The sequence below is a fragment of the Buttiauxella agrestis ATCC 33320 genome (genome assembly GCF_000735355.1).
GTDB classification, from domain to species: Bacteria; Pseudomonadota; Gammaproteobacteria; order Enterobacterales; family Enterobacteriaceae; genus Buttiauxella; species Buttiauxella agrestis.
Genome location: NZ_JMPI01000073.1, coordinates 23,755 through 43,250, shown reverse-complemented (window position 1 = coordinate 43,250; position 19,496 = coordinate 23,755). Strand labels below are relative to the sequence as shown.

The 19,496-nt window shown below is 50.6% G+C and carries 19 protein-coding genes; 13 read left to right on the top strand and 6 right to left on the bottom strand.

All coding sequences use genetic code 11. The annotated features are described in order from the left end of the window. Nucleotides 1-104: 104 nt before the first annotated feature. From yidC to rpmH, 4 genes are read right to left on the bottom strand one after another with little or no spacing between them, the layout of a single operon-like run. A complete protein-coding gene (yidC, locus tag GBAG_RS20370; protein ID WP_034499801.1) occupies nucleotides 105-1,751 on the bottom strand; it encodes a membrane protein insertase YidC in 1,647 nt (548 codons plus the stop codon). A 2-nt stretch (nucleotides 1,752-1,753) separates the two neighbouring features. Then, a complete protein-coding gene (yidD, locus tag GBAG_RS22420; RefSeq protein ID WP_072011227.1) occupies nucleotides 1,754-2,011 on the bottom strand; it encodes a membrane protein insertion efficiency factor YidD in 258 nt (85 codons plus the stop codon). Further along, nucleotides 1,975-2,334, bottom strand: coding sequence for a ribonuclease P protein component (gene rnpA / locus GBAG_RS20365; RefSeq protein ID WP_034499799.1), 360 nt, complete (start codon nucleotides 2,332-2,334; stop codon nucleotides 1,975-1,977). Before rnpA ends, yidD begins: the two co-directional genes overlap by 37 nt. A gap of 17 nt (nucleotides 2,335-2,351) precedes the next feature. After that, nucleotides 2,352-2,492, bottom strand: coding sequence for a 50S ribosomal protein L34 (gene rpmH, locus GBAG_RS20360; RefSeq protein ID WP_003849659.1), 141 nt, complete (start codon nucleotides 2,490-2,492; stop codon nucleotides 2,352-2,354). 627 nt (nucleotides 2,493-3,119) lie between these two features. Between rpmH and dnaA the strand changes: the two genes are divergently transcribed. The 11 genes from dnaA (at nucleotide 3,120) to GBAG_RS20305 (ending at nucleotide 15,714) form a co-directional block, all read left to right on the top strand. Then, nucleotides 3,120-4,508 carry a chromosomal replication initiator protein DnaA gene (gene dnaA / locus GBAG_RS20355; protein ID WP_034499796.1) on the top strand — a complete coding sequence of 463 codons (1,389 nt, stop codon included), beginning with the start codon at nucleotides 3,120-3,122 and terminating at the stop codon, nucleotides 4,506-4,508. A 4-nt stretch (nucleotides 4,509-4,512) separates the two neighbouring features. Next, the gene (gene dnaN / locus GBAG_RS20350; protein ID WP_034499793.1) at nucleotides 4,513-5,613 is read left to right on the top strand and encodes a DNA polymerase III subunit beta; all 1,101 of its coding nucleotides are present in this window, start codon (nucleotides 4,513-4,515) and stop codon (nucleotides 5,611-5,613) included. After that, nucleotides 5,614-6,687 carry a DNA replication/repair protein RecF gene (recF, locus tag GBAG_RS20345; protein ID WP_034499790.1) on the top strand — a complete coding sequence of 358 codons (1,074 nt, stop codon included), beginning with the start codon at nucleotides 5,614-5,616 and terminating at the stop codon, nucleotides 6,685-6,687. A 28-nt stretch (nucleotides 6,688-6,715) separates the two neighbouring features. Beyond that, nucleotides 6,716-9,130, top strand: coding sequence for a DNA topoisomerase (ATP-hydrolyzing) subunit B (gene gyrB / locus GBAG_RS20340; protein ID WP_034499786.1), 2,415 nt, complete (start codon nucleotides 6,716-6,718; stop codon nucleotides 9,128-9,130). 126 nt (nucleotides 9,131-9,256) lie between these two features. Next, nucleotides 9,257-9,646, top strand: coding sequence for a YidB family protein (locus tag GBAG_RS20335; protein WP_034499784.1), 390 nt, complete (start codon nucleotides 9,257-9,259; stop codon nucleotides 9,644-9,646). A 252-nt stretch (nucleotides 9,647-9,898) separates the two neighbouring features. Continuing rightward, on the top strand, nucleotides 9,899-10,717 hold the full coding sequence (gene yidA, locus GBAG_RS20330) for a sugar-phosphatase (protein ID WP_034499782.1): 819 nt from the start codon (nucleotides 9,899-9,901) through the stop codon (nucleotides 10,715-10,717). A gap of 279 nt (nucleotides 10,718-10,996) precedes the next feature. Further along, complete coding sequence (gene dgoR, locus GBAG_RS20325) at nucleotides 10,997-11,680, top strand: D-galactonate utilization transcriptional regulator DgoR (protein ID WP_034499780.1); 684 nt, start codon at nucleotides 10,997-10,999, stop codon at nucleotides 11,678-11,680. After that, nucleotides 11,677-12,561, top strand: coding sequence for a 2-dehydro-3-deoxygalactonokinase (locus GBAG_RS20320; RefSeq protein ID WP_034499777.1), 885 nt, complete (start codon nucleotides 11,677-11,679; stop codon nucleotides 12,559-12,561). The genes dgoR and GBAG_RS20320 overlap by 4 nt, the downstream gene beginning before the upstream one ends. After that, nucleotides 12,545-13,165, top strand: coding sequence for a 2-dehydro-3-deoxy-6-phosphogalactonate aldolase (locus GBAG_RS20315; RefSeq protein WP_034499775.1), 621 nt, complete (start codon nucleotides 12,545-12,547; stop codon nucleotides 13,163-13,165). Before GBAG_RS20320 ends, GBAG_RS20315 begins: the two co-directional genes overlap by 17 nt. Further along, the gene (gene dgoD, locus GBAG_RS20310; RefSeq protein ID WP_034499772.1) at nucleotides 13,162-14,310 is read left to right on the top strand and encodes a galactonate dehydratase; all 1,149 of its coding nucleotides are present in this window, start codon (nucleotides 13,162-13,164) and stop codon (nucleotides 14,308-14,310) included. The genes GBAG_RS20315 and dgoD overlap by 4 nt, the downstream gene beginning before the upstream one ends. Nucleotides 14,311-14,376: 66 nt before the next feature. Continuing rightward, nucleotides 14,377-15,714: an MFS transporter gene (locus tag GBAG_RS20305; RefSeq protein ID WP_072011225.1), complete on the top strand. Its 1,338-nt coding sequence runs from the start codon at nucleotides 14,377-14,379 to the stop codon at nucleotides 15,712-15,714. 62 nt (nucleotides 15,715-15,776) lie between these two features. Here the strand turns inward: GBAG_RS20305 and cbrA are convergent, their stop codons facing one another. Beyond that, on the bottom strand, nucleotides 15,777-16,877 hold the full coding sequence (gene cbrA / locus GBAG_RS20300; RefSeq protein ID WP_034499766.1) for a colicin M resistance lipid reductase CbrA: 1,101 nt from the start codon (nucleotides 16,875-16,877) through the stop codon (nucleotides 15,777-15,779). 131 nt (nucleotides 16,878-17,008) lie between these two features. On the opposite strand from cbrA, the gene GBAG_RS20295 reads away from it, so the two are divergent. Continuing rightward, on the top strand, nucleotides 17,009-18,274 hold the full coding sequence (locus GBAG_RS20295; RefSeq protein ID WP_034499764.1) for a YidR family protein: 1,266 nt from the start codon (nucleotides 17,009-17,011) through the stop codon (nucleotides 18,272-18,274). Here the strand turns inward: GBAG_RS20295 and GBAG_RS20290 are convergent, their stop codons facing one another. After that, nucleotides 18,275-18,595 (bottom strand): YceK/YidQ family lipoprotein, encoded by a 321-nt coding sequence (locus tag GBAG_RS20290; protein WP_034499761.1) that lies wholly within the window; start codon nucleotides 18,593-18,595, stop codon nucleotides 18,275-18,277. Nucleotides 18,596-18,912: 317 nt separating this feature from the next. Between GBAG_RS20290 and ibpA the strand changes: the two genes are divergently transcribed. Further along, nucleotides 18,913-19,326 (top strand): small heat shock chaperone IbpA, encoded by a 414-nt coding sequence (gene ibpA / locus GBAG_RS20285; protein WP_034499759.1) that lies wholly within the window; start codon nucleotides 18,913-18,915, stop codon nucleotides 19,324-19,326. Nucleotides 19,327-19,496 lie beyond the last annotated feature (170 nt).

Here is a 19,496-nt window from a genome sequence, read left to right as displayed (position 1 = left end):
TGTCCCTTCGTTTTTGATTGGTGGATGGCGCTTCGCTTATCCACTCTACGAAATAAAAAAGGCGGTCAAATGACCGCCTTTCGTTACAACTAGCTCAATCGCTATCAGGTCTTTTTCTTATCGCGGCTGTGTAAGCCACGCTTTTCAAGACCGCGATAAATCAGCTGCTGCTGGATGATGGTCACTGTGTTACTGACGATATAGTACAGTACCAGGCCTGACGGGAACCACAGGAAGAACACCGTGAAGATGACCGGCATAAAGGTCATGATCTTCTGCTGCATCGGGTCGGTCACGGTGGTCGGCGACATCTTCTGAATGAAGAACATCGTCAAGCCCATCAGGATCGGCAGGATGTAGTACGGGTCTTGTGCAGACAAGTCATGAATCCACAGTGCGAACGGCGCATGGCGCAGTTCCACAGAACCCATCAGCATGTAGTACAACGCCAGGAAGATTGGCATCTGGATAACCAGAGGCAGACAGCCACCCAACGGGTTGACCTTCTCAGCTTTATACAGGGCCATCATTTCCTGGCTCTGACGCTGTTTATCGTCACCAATACGTTCACGCATGGCTGCCAGTTTAGGCTGCAACATACGCATTTTCGCCATGGAGGTGTACTGCGCTTTAGTCAGCGGGTACATGATGCCACGAACGATAAAGGTGATTACGATAATGGAGAAGCCCCAGTTACCGATGAAGCTGTGCAGGAATTTCAACAATTTGAACAGCGGCTGAGAAATAAACCACAACCAACCATAATCCACGGTCAGGTCAAGGTGTGGCGCAACGGCTGCCATTTTGTCCTGAATTTCCGGGCCAACCCACAGGGTGCTGCCCAGTTGAGCTGTTTGGCCTGGCTGAACCAGTTGCGGAGCAGATTTATAACCAATCGCCGCCACATCATTGCTCAGTTTGGTGGTATAGAAGTTGTTTGTACCCTGATTACGTGGAACCCACGCAGTTGCGAAGTACTGCTGCAACATCGCTACCCAACCATTGCTGGCGTTAACGTTCAGGTTTTCACCGTCTGCGATTTTATCGAATTTATATTTTTCGTATTTCGCATCTGGAGTTGAGTACGCTGCACCGCGGAAAGTATGCAACGCAAAGTTGCTGCTTCCGGTATCGCGGTGGGACGGCAAATTGATGGACTGCTTCAGCTGACCAAAAGTAGCCAGTTCCAGCGGTTTCTCACCGGCGTTCTTCACGTTGTAATCCACGCTTACCGCGAACTCGCCGCGTTTCAGAGTGAAGGACTTAGTAAAGGTGTTGCCAGCCGCATCGGTATAAGTCATTGGAATCACCAACTCGTTCTGGCCTTCCGGCAAGACGAAGCTGTCGCTTTCAACGTTATACAGAGGACGATCGCCATTAGCCGGGTTATCCGGGCCGTCACGACCAGTCAGGCCGCTTTGTGCCTGGTAGATAAACTCTGGCGTGGTTTCCAGTAACTGGAACGGCTCATTGGATTTGAGCTCTTTCGGGTAGGTCAGTAACTGTGCCTGCTCAACATCACCACCACGGGTGTTGATGGAAAGCTCAAGGACGTCAGTCTTAACCGTGATGATTTTCCCCTGGCCACTGGTCGGCACACCCTGGCTTGCGGCGTTACCTGCTGCGGTGGTCGTAGTCTGCGTGGTCTGCTGTACCTGAGGTTTAGGAGCGTGGTCCTGCTCCCAGGCTTGCCAGATCATGAAAGACACGAACAACAAAGCGATGAGAAAGAGATTGCGTTGCGAATCCATCGTTAGTGTTCTCTGGTATCAAAAGGTCCAGGTGGGACGGGATCGTCTCCACCGGGGTTCAAAGGGTGGCATTTTAATACGCGTTTCACTGTCAACCAACTGCCTTTTAATACCCCAAACCTGCGCAATGCCTCAATTCCGTAGTGAGAACAGGTTGGAGTAAAACGACAATGCGGCCCGAGAAGCGGACTTATCAGGCGCTGATAGACCCTAATCAGGCCTATCAGGAGCCGGGAGACAGGCGACAGTGACGGCGCCATAACTTTTCCAATGCTTCCGATAAAGCCCGGTTATCCAGGTCTGCAACCCCTTTCTTAGCCACTACCACGAAATCCATTGGCGGGAGTTCGTGCTGACGCAAACGGAAACTCTCACGCGTCAGACGTTTAATCCGATTGCGTTCGTGTGCACGTTTAACGTTTTTCTTAGCGACTGTAAGACCGATGCGGGGATGCCCCAGCGAATTTAGGCGGCCGAGGATGGTGATTTGCGGCGTGCCAGCCCGTTGAGGCTGCTGGAAGACGAAAGTGAAATGAGTGGGAGTTAACAAGCGTAACTCCCTGGGAAATGCGAGCTTAACCACTCAGGGGTTAGCTTTTATTACTTAGAAACGGTCAGACGGGAACGGCCTTTAGCACGACGACGTGCCAAAACCTGACGACCATTTTTAGTTGCCATACGAGCACGGAAACCGTGTGAACGGTTACGCTTCAGTACGGACGGTTGAAAAGTGCGTTTCATGGCGATTTCTACCTAAACTTGGATAAATTTCACTGGGTTAGCGAAGAGCCTTGCAGAAACTGCAAATGACTTACGCCTCAGTGTGGCTGATTAAAGAGGCCGGATTGTAATAATTGTACACTCCGGAGTCAATTCTCTTTCCTTATTTCCCGTGCCTTAATTCGCTTTTTGACCCCTGAAACGACCAGGATCTGACCAAAATAAAGCCGTGGTGACACGCGACGGGTGGGGAATTATACGGCGTCCCCATTAAAGCGCAAGGATCGACTGGGATCTTCCTTAGATCAGATAAGCTGATTTTGTGCGCGAGTCATTAAATTTTCCAATATAGGAATGTTATGCGCTACGCGTTTAGCAGGATCGTTTACACTTACACTCCACAAAACAACCCTGTGGATAAATCGGGAAGAAACTGTGAGAAACAGAAGATCTCTGGCGCACTTTAGGCTATGATCCGCGGTCCCGATCGTGATCCTTTAGCGTTCACCCTGGGGTAAACCGCAGATAGCGGTTCGCACGCTTCCCGTACCGGGGTTCCGTTGAGGAAGAGTCGGCGTGTGTCAACAATCATGAATATAAACTTTCAGTCTTCGTCATTTTATCGACTTTGTTCGAGTGGAGTCCGCCGTGTCACTTTCGCTTTGGCAGCAGTGTCTTGCCCGATTGCAGGATGAGTTACCAGCCACAGAATTCAGTATGTGGATACGCCCCCTACAGGCGGAACTGAGCGATAACACGCTGGCCCTGTATGCGCCAAACCGTTTTGTACTCGATTGGGTGAGAGACAAGTACCTCAATAACATCAATGGCTTGCTCAATGATTTTTGCGGTAATGATGCCCCTGTCCTGCGTTTTGAAGTTGGTAGCAAACCGGTCAGTCAAACGCTGAATCAGCAGACTGTTACTACTGCTCCGGCGCATGTGCACATTGCACGTCCAACGAATCAAATTCGCCCAAGCTGGGATAACCTCCCTGCTCCGGCTGAACACTCTTATCGTTCTAACGTCAACGTGAAACATACCTTTGATAACTTCGTTGAAGGTAAGTCGAACCAATTGGCTCGCGCGGCGGCACGTCAGGTGGCTGATAACCCAGGCGGCGCATATAACCCTCTATTCCTTTATGGCGGCACGGGTTTAGGTAAAACGCACCTTTTGCATGCTGTTGGCAACGGTATTATTGCTCGCAAACCGAATGCAAAAGTGGTGTACATGCACTCTGAGCGTTTCGTTCAGGACATGGTAAAAGCACTGCAAAACAACGCTATTGAAGAGTTCAAACGTTACTACCGTTCTGTTGATGCGCTGCTGATTGATGACATTCAATTCTTTGCTAATAAAGAGCGCTCACAAGAAGAATTCTTCCACACCTTCAACGCCCTGCTTGAAGGTAATCAACAGATCATTCTGACTTCGGATCGTTATCCAAAAGAGATCAACGGTGTTGAAGATCGTCTGAAATCTCGTTTCGGTTGGGGACTGACGGTAGCGATTGAACCGCCGGAACTGGAAACTCGCGTTGCGATCCTGATGAAAAAAGCTGACGAGAATGACATTCGTCTGCCGGGTGAAGTGGCTTTCTTTATTGCCAAGCGTTTACGTTCTAACGTGCGTGAGCTTGAAGGAGCACTGAACCGTGTTATCGCCAATGCCAACTTTACTGGCCGGGCGATAACCATCGACTTCGTGCGTGAAGCGCTGCGTGACTTGCTGGCGCTGCAAGAAAAACTCGTTACCATCGACAATATCCAAAAGACGGTGGCCGAGTACTATAAAATAAAGATTGCTGACCTGTTGTCCAAGCGTCGTTCTCGCTCGGTTGCCCGTCCACGTCAAATGGCGATGGCGCTGGCGAAGGAACTGACTAACCATAGCTTGCCAGAAATCGGCGATGCCTTTGGTGGCCGCGACCATACTACGGTTCTGCACGCCTGCCGTAAGATTGAGCAGTTGCGTGAAGAAAGCCACGACATCAAAGAAGATTTCTCCAACTTAATCAGAACATTATCTTCGTGACGCTATGAAATTTACCGTTGAACGTGAAACTTTATTAAAACCGCTGCAACAGGTGAGTGGCCCCTTAGGTGGCCGTCCGACGTTACCGATTCTCGGCAACCTGCTGTTGCAAGTCGCGGAAGGGACTCTTTCATTAACAGGCACTGACCTGGAAATGGAGATGGTCGCGCGTGTCGCATTGGTGCAACCGCATGAGCCGGGTGCTACAACCGTTCCTGCGCGTAAATTTTTCGATATCTGTCGTGGTTTGCCGGAAGGTGCAGAAATCGCTGTTCAGCTTGAGGGCGACCGCATGTTGGTGCGCTCCGGGCGTAGCCGTTTCTCGCTTTCAACGCTGCCTGCGGCGGATTTCCCGAACCTGGACGACTGGCAGAGCGAAGTAGAATTCACGCTCCCGCAAGCGACCATGAAACGCCTGATTGAAGCCACGCAGTTTTCTATGGCGCATCAGGACGTTCGTTACTATTTGAACGGCATGTTGTTTGAAACCGAAGGCGAAGAGTTACGCACCGTGGCGACCGATGGTCACCGCCTGGCTGTGTGTTCAATGCCGGTCGGTCAGTCTCTGCCTAACCATTCGGTGATCGTGCCGCGTAAAGGCGTGATTGAGCTGATGCGTATGCTCGACGGCGGTGATTCACCGCTGCGCATTCAAATTGGTAGCAACAACATTCGTGCTCACGTCGGCGACTTTATCTTCACTTCTAAGCTGGTTGATGGCCGTTTCCCAGATTATCGCCGCGTATTGCCGAAGAACCCGGATAAACATCTCGATGCCAGCTGTGATTTGCTGAAACAAGCATTTTCACGTGCGGCGATTTTGTCGAATGAGAAGTTCCGTGGCGTTCGTCTGCAAGTGATTGCCAATCAGTTGAAAATCACCGCTAACAACCCGGAGCAGGAAGAAGCCGAAGAAATTCTGGACGTCACTTATGACGGCACAGATATGGAAATCGGCTTTAACGTCAGTTACGTGCTTGATGTACTAAACGCACTGAAGTGCGAGAACGTACGCATTTTGCTGACTGACTCTGTTTCCAGCGTGCAAATTGAAGATGCAGCTTCTCAGGCTGCGGCCTATGTCGTCATGCCAATGAGACTGTAGATGTCGCTGTCGCGTTTACTGATTAAAGACTTTCGAAATATCGAAAATGCGGATCTGGCTCTGTCTCCAGGGTTTAATTTTCTGGTCGGAGCCAACGGAAGTGGCAAAACCAGCGTGCTTGAGGCGATTTATACCCTCGGGCACGGGCGTGCTTTCCGCAGTCTGAAAATTGAACGTGTGATCCGCCATGAAACAGAATCCTTTGTCCTGCATGGGCGTATACAGAACGGCGAGCGGGAAACCTCTGTTGGCCTGACCAAAGACCGTGCAGGCGACAGCAAAGTGCGCATTGATGGTAGCGACGGCCACAAAGTGGCTGAACTCGCGCTGTTAATGCCCATGCAACTCATCACCCCTGAAGGGTTTACATTGCTCAACGGCGGCCCCAAATACCGTAGAGCTTTCCTCGATTGGGGATGTTTCCACAACGAACCAGGTTTTTTCGTCGCCTGGAGCAATCTCAAGCGCCTGCTAAAGCAACGTAACGCTGCGTTGCGGCAAGTCACGCGCTATGCGCAACTACGACCATGGGATCAAGAGCTTATCCCACTAGCGGAGCAAATCAGCCGCTGGCGTGCCGAGTACAGTGCAGCCATTGCCGATGACATGGCAGATACCTGTGCGCAATTTCTACCGGAATTCGCGCTTAACTTTTCCTTCCAGCGTGGTTGGGAAAAAGAGAGTGACTACGGTGAGCTACTGGAGCGCAACTTCGAGCGCGACAGAATGCTGACCTACACCGCCCACGGCCCTCACAAAGCTGATTTCAGAATTCGTGCAGACGGTGCGCCGGTAGAAGATACGTTGTCGCGTGGGCAACTTAAATTACTGATGTGCGCCTTACGACTGGCGCAGGGTGAGTTTCTCACCCGACAGAACGGGCAGCGTTGCCTGTATCTGATAGATGATTTTGCCTCTGAACTAGATGATGCACGTCGTGGTCTATTAGCCAGCCGGTTAAAGGCGACGGAATCACAGGTTTTTGTTAGCGCGATTAGCGCAGAACATGTGATGGATATGGCGGACAAAAATTCGAAGATGTTCGCCGTGGATCAGGGTAAAATAACGGATTAACCCAAGAATAAATGAGCGAGAAACGTTGATGTCGAATTCTTATGACTCCTCCAGTATCAAAGTCCTTAAAGGGCTGGATGCGGTACGTAAGCGCCCAGGCATGTATATCGGCGATACGGACGACGGCACCGGTCTGCACCACATGGTATTTGAGGTCGTAGATAACGCTATCGACGAAGCCCTTGCCGGTCACTGTAAAGACATCGTTGTCACCATTCATGCTGATAACTCTGTTTCCGTAACCGATGATGGTCGTGGTATTCCTACCGGCATTCACCCTGAAGAAGGTGTGTCTGCAGCCGAAGTTATCATGACCGTGCTTCATGCCGGCGGTAAGTTCGATGACAACTCTTATAAAGTTTCTGGCGGTCTGCACGGCGTGGGTGTTTCGGTTGTTAACGCCCTGTCTCAGAAGCTGGAACTGCTGATTCGCCGTGAAGGCAAAGTACACCAGCAAACTTACATCCACGGCGTGCCACAAGCGCCGCTGGCGGCAACGGGTGATACCGATGCAACCGGTACGCAAGTCCGTTTCTGGCCAAGCCACGAAACCTTCACCAACGTGATTGAGTTTGAATACGACATTCTGGCTAAACGCCTGCGTGAACTGTCGTTCCTGAACTCTGGTGTTTCTATCCGCCTGATTGATAAGCGTGATGGCCGCCAGGACCACTTCCACTACGAAGGTGGTATCCGCGCGTTCGTTGAGTACCTCAACAAAAACAAAACTCCAATTCACCCAACCGTGTTCTATTTCAGCACTGAAAAAGACGGCATTGGCGTGGAAGTGGCGTTGCAGTGGAACGATGGTTTCCAGGAAAACATCTACTGCTTTACCAACAATATCCCGCAGCGCGATGGTGGTACGCACCTGGCAGGTTTCCGCTCGGCGATGACACGTACGCTGAATGCGTATATGGAAAAAGAAGGCTACAGCAAAAAAGCGAAAGTGAGCGCCACCGGTGACGATGCCCGTGAAGGCCTGATTGCTGTTGTCTCCGTAAAAGTTCCAGATCCTAAATTCTCTTCTCAGACCAAAGATAAACTGGTTTCTTCAGAAGTGAAAACAGCGGTCGAGCAGCAGATGAACGAATTGCTGTCTGAATACCTGCTGGAAAACCCGTCTGATGCGAAAATCGTCGTCGGTAAAATTATTGATGCGGCTCGTGCTCGTGAAGCAGCACGCCGCGCACGTGAAATGACCCGTCGTAAAGGCGCGCTGGATTTGGCTGGTCTGCCAGGCAAACTGGCTGACTGCCAGGAGCGCGACCCGGCTCACTCCGAACTGTACCTTGTGGAAGGGGACTCTGCGGGCGGCTCTGCAAAACAGGGGCGTAACCGTAAGAACCAGGCGATTCTGCCGCTGAAAGGTAAAATTCTGAACGTTGAGAAAGCGCGCTTTGACAAAATGCTCGCCTCTCAGGAAGTTGCCACGCTGATTACCGCGTTAGGTTGCGGCATTGGCCGTGACGAATACAACCCGGACAAACTGCGTTACCACAGCATCATCATCATGACGGATGCGGACGTCGACGGCTCACACATTCGTACTCTGCTGTTGACCTTCTTCTACCGTCAGATGCCTGAAATCGTTGAACGCGGCCACGTGTATATCGCACAGCCACCGCTGTACAAAGTGAAGAAAGGCAAGCAAGAGCAGTACATCAAAGATGATGAAGCGATGGACCAATACCAGATCGCAATCGCACTGGATGGCGCAACGCTGCACACCAACGCCCACGCACCAGCCATTGCTGGCGAAGCGCTGGAAAAACTGGTGTCTGAGTTTAAAGCCTGCCAGAAAATGATTGGCCGCATGGAGCGCCGTTATCCGCGCAACTTGCTGAACAACCTGGTTTATCACCCGACGCTGGCTGATGCCGATTTGGTTGACGAAAGCAAAGTGAATGCCTGGGTTTCAGCATTGGTTAATGCGCTTAACGAAAACGAGCAGCACGGCAGTACCTGGAACTCCCTGGTTCGTCATAACCGTGAACTGAATCTTTTTGAGCCGGTAATTCGTGTGCGTACCCACGGCGTTGATACTGACTATCCGTTGGAGCAAGAGTTTATCGTTGGTGGTGAATACCGTCGTATTTGCACGCTGGGCGAGAAACTGCGCGGTCTGATCGAAGAAGATGCGTTCATTGAACGTGGCGAGCGCCAACAGCCAGTTGCCAGCTTCGAGCAGGCGCTGGAGTGGTTGGGCAAAGAGTCACGTCGTGGCCTGTCTATTCAGCGTTACAAAGGTTTGGGCGAAATGAACCCGGATCAGCTGTGGGAAACCACAATGGATCCACAAAGCCGTCGTATGCTGCGCGTGACTGTAAAAGACGCGATTGCAGCCGATCAGCTGTTCACCACCCTGATGGGTGATGCGGTTGAACCACGTCGTGCATTTATCGAAGAAAACGCCCTGAAAGCGGCGAATATCGATATCTAATCTGTACCTGTTGGTGGGCTTCTGTCCACCAACCATTTCCCTCACCTTGCCTCTATTTTCCCGTGTTAATCCCCCTGAGTGACTACACTTCAAGTACACACTTCGTGAATGCAAGAGGACACGGTCATGGGTTTATTCGATCAAGTTACTGGCATGATGGGGGGTGGCGATGCAGGTAAATTCAAAGTCATCCTTACATGGATAAATGAACAAGGCGGCATTCAGGCAATTCTGGAGCGGTTTCGCGAAAAAGGTTTTTCAGATGTGGTTACTTCATGGCTGAGTGGCGCACATAATCAAAGCGTTAGCCCGGAGCAAATACAAGATGTATTGGGCACGCCTGCAATTAGCGGCCTGGCTGAAAAACTCGGGATTGATGTGGGAAGCGCATCTCAGCTGCTGGCAGAGCAGTTCCCGAAAATTGTCGATACTTTATCGCCAGCAGGTGAAGTGGCTCACGATGAAGATTTGCTGACCAAAGGATTCCATATGCTGAAGGATAAATTCTTTAGCTAATACCCGTCATACTTCAAGCCGCAGATGCGTTGGCTGCACACGCTCACCCGAATCACTTACTTGAGTAAGCTCATCGGGATTCTCGTGTTTGCCGCCTTTCTGCAACTCGAATTATTTTGGGTATATACGCCACTCTTTACGGGTGGCGTTTTTTTCATCCAAAAAACGGACCTTTTTCACCCGTAACGTAGCGCTATTTTTGCAGGCTTAATCGCGTTAGCATGAGATAAACTCATTACCTCAGAAAATCCTATGCCTATAAAACTCATTGCTATTGATATGGACGGCACACTGTTGCTGCCAGACCACACCATTTCTCCAGCCGTTAAAGCAGCCATCGCCAGCGCGCGCGAACGCGGCGTCAACGTTGTTTTGTGTACCGGACGTCCTTTTGCAGGTGTTGAGAGCTATCTCAAAGAGCTGCATATGGATAAACCGAATGACTACTGCATTACCTATAACGGTGCATTAGTTCAGAAGGCCAACGATGGCAGCACCGTGGCGCAAACCGCGCTGAGTTATGACGACTATCGCTACCTGGAACAGCTTTCCCGCGAAGTCGGTTCCCACTTCCACGCGTTGGACAGACACACGCTGTACACCGCGAACCGCGATATCAGCTACTACACCGTTCATGAATCCTTTGTCGCCAATATCCCGCTGGTATTCAGCGAGCCAGAAAACATGGATAAAAACGGCGCGTACCTGAAAGTGATGATGATCGACGAGCCAGCGATTCTGGATAAAGCCATCGCTAAAATTCCAGCCGATGTGTATGAGCGTTATACATTGCTGAAAAGCTCGCCTTATTTCCTTGAGATCCTCGACAAACGCGTTAACAAAGGCACAGGCGTGAAAGCGCTGGCGGAATCTTTGGGCATCAAGCAAGAAGAAGTGATGACGCTGGGCGATCAGGAAAACGACATCGCGATGCTGGAATACGCGGGTATCGGTGTGGCGATGGAAAACGCCATTGATAAAGTGAAAGAAGTCAGCAACTTCGTCACAAAATCGAATCTCGATGATGGCGTTGCGTATGCGATTGAGAAGTTTGTTCTGAACGATCGATAACATTTAAGCCTTAAGCCCCGGCAATAACTCAGCCGGGGTTTCTCGACCCTCAAATACCCCATCTCAGTTCCCCTTCAATGTAACAACACGATCCTTCCACATATTTTATATCTATTGATTGTCTGTTTTGTGATCCAAATTGTAGTACAACATATCTGTGTTGTACTACATTACGAACATCAGAAGAATAATCTGAATGACGTTGGTACTTCAAAATAGCGGTGTTTTTCAGCGATCGCGGTAAAATGTGGTTAAAACCTATGTTGAACAGGGCAAACCATGACTAAGACCGATCGCATCATCGTGACGTTGGGCAAACAGATTGTCGGCGGCAAGTACACCCCGGGTGCTGCATTACCGTCAGAAGCGGACTTATGTGAGGAGTTCGAAACCTCACGCAACATTATCCGCGAAGTTTTTCGCTCCTTAATGGCGAAGCGCTTAGTTGAAATGAAGCGTTATCGCGGCGCTTTTGTGCAGCCGCGTAACCAGTGGAATTACCTTGATACCGAAGTGTTGCAGTGGGTGCTGGAAAACGACTACGACCCGCGTCTGATTAGCGCCATGAGCGAAGTGAGAAACCTGGTCGAACCCGCCATCGCACGCTGGGCCGCAGAACGGGCTACATCAAATGACCTGGCGCGTATCGAAGGCGCACTCAACGACATGGTGGCGAATAACCAGGATCGTGATGCGTTCAACGAAGCCGATATTCGTTACCACGAAGCGGTGCTGGAATCAGTGCATAACCCGGTGCTGCAGCAGTTAAGTATCGCAATAAGCTCGCTCCAGCGTGCGGTTTTCGAACGCACCTGGATGGGTGATGAAGCCAACATGCCGCAAACGCTTCAGGAACATAAAGCGCTATTCGATGCGATTCGTCATCAGGATAGAGAGGCGGCAGAAAAAGCGGCGCTGACAATGATTGCCAGCTCCACCAAACGACTAAAGGAAATCACATGACATCACGCTACATCGCTATTGACTGGGGTTCGACTAACCTGCGCGCCTGGCATTACCAGGACGGAATTTGCATTGATAGTCGCCAGACCACCGCAGGCGTTACGCGCCTGAACGGTAAAACCCCAGAAGCGGTGTTCGATGAAGTCACCCAGGGATGGCGTGAAAAAACTACGCCAGTTTTGATGGCCGGGATGGTAGGCAGCAATGCCGGGTGGAAAATAGCCCCTTACTTGCCGTGTCCGGCGCGGTTTTCTGATTTAAGCCAGCAACTGACCCCGGTGCTGGATAACGTCTGGATCATTCCCGGCCTTTGTGTCCAGAGCGACGGCAACTGCAACGTGATGCGTGGTGAAGAAACCCAGCTTCTCGGGGCGCGAACTCTAGGCCCGTCGTCGCTCTACATCATGCCGGGAACGCACTGCAAATGGGTTCATGCGGATAACGAAACGGTGCAGGATTTCCGCACCGTGATGACCGGTGAGCTGCATCATATTCTGCTGAACCACTCCTTAATTGGCGCAGGCCTGCCTGAGCAACAAACCAGTCGCGAAGCCTTCGAGGCCGGGCTGCATCGCGGTATCAACGATAGCGATTTGTTGCCACGACTTTTTGAAATACGGGCTGCCCATGTGTTGGGTGAACTGCCGCGTAGCGAAGTCAGCGAATTTCTTTCCGGGTTGTTGATTGGTAACGAAGTGGCGGCGATGACTCGTCTGTACGCTCCGGACACTCAACAGCCTGTCACCATTGTTGCTAATCCATCCCTGAGCCAGCGCTATATCAAAGCACTTGAGTTGCTGGGTTACCAGGCGAAAGTGCTGGATGGTGACAATGCATTCCAGGCAGGAATAAGGAGTATTGCAAATGCAGTGGCAAACTAATCTACCGCTCATCGCTATTTTGCGCGGTATTACACCGGACGAAGCACACGCACATGTTGCCGCGTTGCTGGGTGCGGGATTTGATGCGATAGAAATCCCGATGAATTCACCAGACTGGCAGCAAAGTATTCGCGCAATGGTTGCAGAATTTGGGCATCGCGCACTGATTGGCGCAGGGACCGTTTTGAAACCCGATCAGGTCAATGAGCTGGCTGAGATGGGCGGCAAACTGGTTGTCACACCGAATACGCAGCCGGAAGTTATTCGCCGTGCCGTCGCCAGCGGAATGACGGTCTGCGCCGGTTGTGCCACCGCCTCAGAAGCGTTTACCGCGTTGGATGCGGGCGCTCAGGCGCTGAAAATCTTCCCTTCTTCCTCTTTTGGCCCGGACTACATCAAAGCGCTTAAAGCCGTGCTGCCGCCAGAAGTACCCGTGTTTGCGGTTGGTGGTGTGACGCCTGAAAACCTGGTGCAATGGCTAAAAGCGGGCTGCGCTGGAGCAGGTCTTGGCAGCGATTTATACCGTGCGGGTCAATCTGTTAAGCGTACAACTGAGAAGGCGAAAGCATTTGTTAAAGCGTACAAGGAGGCTGTGCAGCCATGAAAATTACTAAATTAACCACTTATCGATTACCCCCGCGCTGGATGTTCCTGAAAATTGAAACCGATGAAGGTATTGTCGGCTGGGGCGAGCCGGTTATTGAAGGCCGGGCAAAAAGCGTTGAGGCAGCCGTTCATGAATTAAGTGAAATGCTGATTGGACAGGATCCTGCGCGTATTAATGATTTGTGGCAAGTGATGTATCGCGGCGGTTTTTATCGTGGTGGCCCTATTCTGATGAGCGCAATTGCCGGTATTGACCAGGCGTTGTGGGATATAAAAGGTAAAGTATTAAATGCACCAGTCTGGCAATTAATGGGTGGATTGGTTCGCGATAAAATTAAAGCCTATAGCTGGGTCGGTGGCGATCGTCCATCAGAAGTGATTGAAGGTATTTCCGCATTGCGGAAAATTGGCTTTGATACCTTTAAATTAAATGGCTGTGAAGAAATGGGAATTATTGATAACTCCCGTAAAATTGATGCCGCTGTTAATACCGTTGCACAAATTCGCGAAGCCTTTGGCAATGAAATTGAATTTGGTCTGGATTTCCATGGCCGTGTCAGTGCGCCGATGGCGAAAGTATTAATTAAAGAATTAGAGCAATATCGCCCGCTGTTTATTGAAGAACCGGTTCTTGCCGAGCAAGCAGAATACTATCCGCGTCTTGCGGCACAAACCCACATTCCAATCGCCGCAGGCGAACGTATGTTCTCGCGCTTTGAGTTCAAACGCGTACTGGAAGCCGGCGGACTGGCGATTCTGCAACCCGATCTTTCTCATGCTGGTGGTATCACCGAGTGCTACAAAATTGCCGGTATGGCTGAAGCTTATGACGTTTCACTGGCTCCACATTGCCCGCTTGGCCCAATCGCACTGGCTGCATGTTTGCACATCGACTTTGTGTCCCGCAACGCGGTGTTCCAGGAACAAAGCATGGGGATTCATTACAACAAAGGTGCGGAATTACTCGACTTCGTAAAAAACAAAGACGATTTCAAAATGGATGGCGGTCACTTTATGCCATTAATGAAACCAGGCCTTGGTGTAGAAATTGATGAAGAAAAAGTCATTGAACGCAGTAAAAATGTAGCCGACTGGCGCAACCCTTTATGGCGTTACGAAGATGGTTCAATTGCCGAATGGTGAGGGTTATTTTATAAACCACCTGTAATACCCCAATAAATATAAAACACCCTCTGTATATAACAGGGCATGGTGGCTGGTATTGCCATGCCCAAATTCTGGAGACAGAACACGATGGATATTTCTGTAACCGCTACAAAACCTACGCGTCGTCGTTATGTGACGCTTATTATGATCTTTATTACCGTGGTTATTTGTTATGTCGACCGCGCTAATCTGGCCGTAGCCTCTGCCCATATTCAGGAAGAATTTGGTATTACCAAAACCCAGATGGGTTATATCTTCTCGGCTTTTGCCTGGCTTTATACTTTATGCCAGATTCCTGGCGGCTGGTTCCTTGACCGCGTCGGCTCGCGCATGACCTATTTTATTGCGATTTTCGGTTGGTCTGTCGCAACGTTATTCCAGGGTTTTGCTACCGGATTAATGTCGTTAATTGGCCTGCGTGCGATTACCGGTATTTTTGAAGCCCCTGCATTTCCGACGAACAACCGCATGGTAACCAGTTGGTTCCCGGAACATGAGCGTGCGTCTGCGGTAGGTTTTTATACTTCTGGCCAGTTCGTCGGGCTGGCATTCCTCACGCCGTTGCTTATCTGGATTCAGGAAATGCTGAGCTGGCACTGGGTGTTTATTATCACCGGTGGCGTAGGCATCATCTGGTCATTTATCTGGATTAAGGTTTATCAGTCACCGCGTGCCAGCAAAGGCATCAATCAGGCTGAACTGGATTATATTCGTGATGGCGGTGGCCTGGTCGATGGCGATGCGCCAACCGAGAAAAAATCCCGCATTCCTATGACCGCAGCCGACTGGAAACTGGTATTCCATCGCAAACTGGTTGGCGTTTATCTTGGCCAGTTTGCGGTCACGTCCACGCTGTGGTTTTTCCTGACCTGGTTCCCGAATTACCTCACGCAAGAAAAAGGCATTACTGCGCTGAAAGCCGGGTTTATGACTACCGTTCCATTCCTGGCCGCCTTCTTTGGCGTGCTGCTTTCGGGCTGGGTGGCTGACAGGCTGGTTCGCAAAGGCTATTCACTGGGGATTGCGCGCAAAACGCCAATCATCTGCGGCTTGCTGATCTCCACCTGCATTATGGGCGCGAACTACACCAATGATCCGGTGTGGATTATGACGCTAATGGCCATCGCCTTCTTTGGTAACGGCTTTGCTTCAATCACCTGGTCGCTAGTTTCGTCGCTGGCACCGATGCGCCTGATTGGTCTGACCGGCGGAGTATTCAACTTTGTTGGCGGCCTGGGCGGGATCACCGTTCCGCTGGTTGTCGGCTACCTTGCGCAGGGCTACGGTTTCGCCCCAGCGCTGGTTTATATCTCTGCTGTGGCGCTGCTTGGCGCACTCTCCTACATCCTGTTGGTGGGTAAAGTAGAAAGGGTGGGATAAAAATCTCCAGGCATTTACCCTGAGGCGTCAACGCTTCAGGGTGAAACTTCTAATATCTTGCATCACAGATTTTCCGTTGTGTAATCCCGGCAGGTGGGCTCATTTATGTTTAGCGGGATATGCGCAACGTTGCTCTGCATCAGCAATTTTCTTAATCCCGGAGCGGTTAAGCACCGGCTTTTGATGATTTTGCCGTAGAGTTTAATGCGTAGTTTCCTTGTTGCGCGCCAGTACGCATCGTTGGGATCCTCTGCTTTGTTCTTCAGCACTGAATTAAGGATCTCTGCACTGTCGAGCGCATAGCTAATTCCTTCGAGTGAACTTGCGCTGATAAAACCTGCCGCCTCGCCAATCAAAAACGCATTTTCTTTCCCGCAAATAAAATCTGCCCATCGCGATGGAAATAGTACGGTGCATTTTTCACTTTTTACCTTTTCTCCGAATCGGAAATGGAATGCGGCCATCTTTTCTTTCAGACTTTCAAAGCGTTGCTGTCCCTCTTTCATTGGATACGCGCCACCAAAGATAAAATAGCCGTCTTTACTGATACTCCAGGAATAACAATTCGTTACGTCATTATCAAAAATACATGAGTAAAACGGCGCGGGGTGCTGTTCTACAAACCACTGCTGAATGGCGACGTATTTGCGAATCTGATGATCGGGATACAGGTGGCGATGAACCAGAGAATTAGCCCCGTCGGCACCGACGAGATAATCAGCGGTAACGTGCTGTTTTTGGCCATCGCTGTGAAAAACCACCTGCCATTTACCCTCTTCACGCCAGATTTTCTGGCACAGACTGTCATGGTGAACCACAACGTCATCAGGAATAAGCGATTTCATCCATAAATCAAATGCGTGGCGATTGATGTTGATATAGCTACGCTGGTAGTTGCGAGTGAGTGATGTCTCCACATCGACCGTCTTGACGCTAAAAATTTGCGGGTTGGCGATGACCTCGACTGGCAGGGTTATACCGTCACGAATAAATGAGCGTTGGGCGTCCGGTGCCAGTAGTCCACCGCAGGGTTTGGTGAATCCATCAGTGCCATGCTGGTGTTTTTTATCTAGTGCAATCACACGCTTCGATCCGGCTAATTGCCGTGCCAGCGCTGAGCCTGCGGGCCCTAATCCAATAATTGCTACGTCGAAATGTTCCATTGTCTTTGCCTCAGGTAGAGAATGAACGGCAATGTACAAAACGAATATGAAGTCAGCGTGAAGTTTTGCTGCGGCCAGTATCTATGTGTACTGTACTCTTCTCTCTTTGATGTCATTGTCTGGATAACGACATGAAACAACTCACTTTTGCATCTCGTCATCATCAACTCACCAACACCCATACCTGGACTCCAGATAGCCAATATCTGGTGTTTGATGTGCGCCCTTCTGGCGCGTCGTTTACCAGCGAAACCATTGAGCGCGTTAATATCAATACCGGCGAAGTGCAGGTTGTGTACCGGGCATCACTGGGTGCGCATGTTGGCGTAGTGACGGTAAATCCGCAGCAACCTGAGCGTTATGTTTTTATCCACGGCCCCGAAAATCCTGATGAAACCTGGCAGTACGATTTCCATCACCGCCGTGGCGTGGTGGTCGAAAACGGGATGGCAACCAATCTCGACGCAATGGATATCACCCCACCCTTTACCAAAGGCGCACTGCGCGGCGGCAGTCATGTTCATGTCTGGAGCCACGATGGTTCACGCCTGAGCTTCACCTATAACGACCACGTCATGCATGAATACGACGCGGCGCAAGATTTGCGTAACGTCGGCATTGCGCTGCCTTACGGGCCTGTGACACCCGCGAAGCAACATCCTCGTGAATATGACGGCAGCCATTATTGCGTGTTGGTTAGCCGCACGACATCCACGCCACAGGCAGGCAGTGATGACATAAACCGTGCTTACGAAGAAGGTTGGGTAGGCAATAATGGCTACCGTAAAGCAGATGGAGACCAACAGCGCTGGGCGCTGGCGTTTATCGGCGATACGCTTTCAGAAAGCGGCGACAAAGTGCCAGAGCTGTTTATCGTTGATTTGCCCGAGAACAAAGAGGCGTATTTTATTGCGGGTGATGAGCCGATTGAAGGCACGCAAACTACGCTTCCTGCGCCACCTGCGGGTGTGCAGCAACGTCGCCTTACGTTTACTCACCAGCACTGCTATCCCGGTTTAACCCCGCAGCCACGGCATTGGGTGAGAAGCTCCCCGGATGGCAGTTTGCTGGCATTTTTGATGCGTGACGATTCAGGTGTGGTGCAGATGTTTCTGGTTTCACCCAACGGCGGGGAGCCACGCCAGCTTACGCAGGGTAAAGATGACATTCAGTCGGCGTTTAACTGGCACCCGTCAGGGCGGGCTATGGGCTTTGTGCAGAACAATCGGATTGTATTGTGCGATGTGAATAATGGTGCCATTACACCGCTCACGCCGCCAAATGGCAACGAGCCATCAGCGGATGCGGTGGTGTTTTCACCCGATGGGAAACAGGTTGCGTGGATGCAAGATGTCGACGGCTTCCGCCAGCTATTTATGACCCAAACAGGGCTTTAATTACTGAACGGGCGGGATCACAGAATTGGTCGCCAGGTTCTTGCTCTCGCTCGCTTCAACCCTGGATTTTAGTGATTTATCTTCACGGAACAGATCCCACGGTAACAACACGGTATCCGCTACTGCGGTAAATGGCATATCGAGCGCGACAAATGGCTTGTATCCCCAGCTCGTTTCGCTGTCAGTCAGCATTTCGTAGCTTGCGCGAGTGCCGGGATAGGTTCCCTCTTGCCCACCTGTGTGAGTCATAACACTTGAACATCCACTGACTGTCAGAAGCCCGCTGCCCAGAATTATTGTTGGAAGATAACTTTTCATCATCACTGTTAATTTTCGTTAATAAGGGCCATTTCCGGCCTGGCTGCATTGGGTTATATCACCCATACAGAGAATAAAAACTGTGCGGTTGCCACTCTGTGGCGGCTATCGCAGATTAATCTTGTTTACTCCACAAGGAGTCTATGTACTGACAGCTAATGTCGCAAAAAATTTCCTTTTGTACCCTTGAAAAGCGTAGATAAGGACCGATTTTAGGAATGTAGCCAATAACAGTACGCCGTAAGGGTACTGGGTTCCTGAAGCCTGTCCATGATGGAAGGCAATGTTTGATTCTCGCTGATTATCAGGAGTTTTAATTTATGCGTAATTTCGACTTATCCCCGCTCTACCGTTCTGCAATCGGGTTTGATCGTCTGTTCAACCTGCTGGAAAACAACCAGGGTCAGAGCAACGGCGGCTATCCTCCATACAATGTTGAATTGGTTGATGAAAACAACTATCGCATTGCCATTGCTGTTGCCGGTTTCGCGGAAAGCGAGCTGGAAATCACAGCCCAGGATAACCTGCTGGTAGTAAAAGGCGCGCATGCAGACCCACAGCCAGAGCGCACTTACCTGTATCAGGGGATTGCTGAACGCAACTTCGAACGCAAATTCCAGTTAGCCGAAAACATCCACATTCGTGGCGCTAATCTGGTTAACGGCCTGCTGTACATCGACCTGGAACGCGTGATTCCGGAAGCGATGAAACCGCGCCGTATCGAGATCAATTAATTCTGCGGGTCGCATTAAGCGGCCCACACCAAAAATTTAACCAGACTTAGGCTTGCCGACAGGGAGCCTAAGGCTCATACCCGAGCAACTTCATGATGCAGGTAGGCGGCAATCGAATGAATCCCGATGAGCTTACTAAAGTAAGCGATTCGGGTGAACGAGAGCAGCCA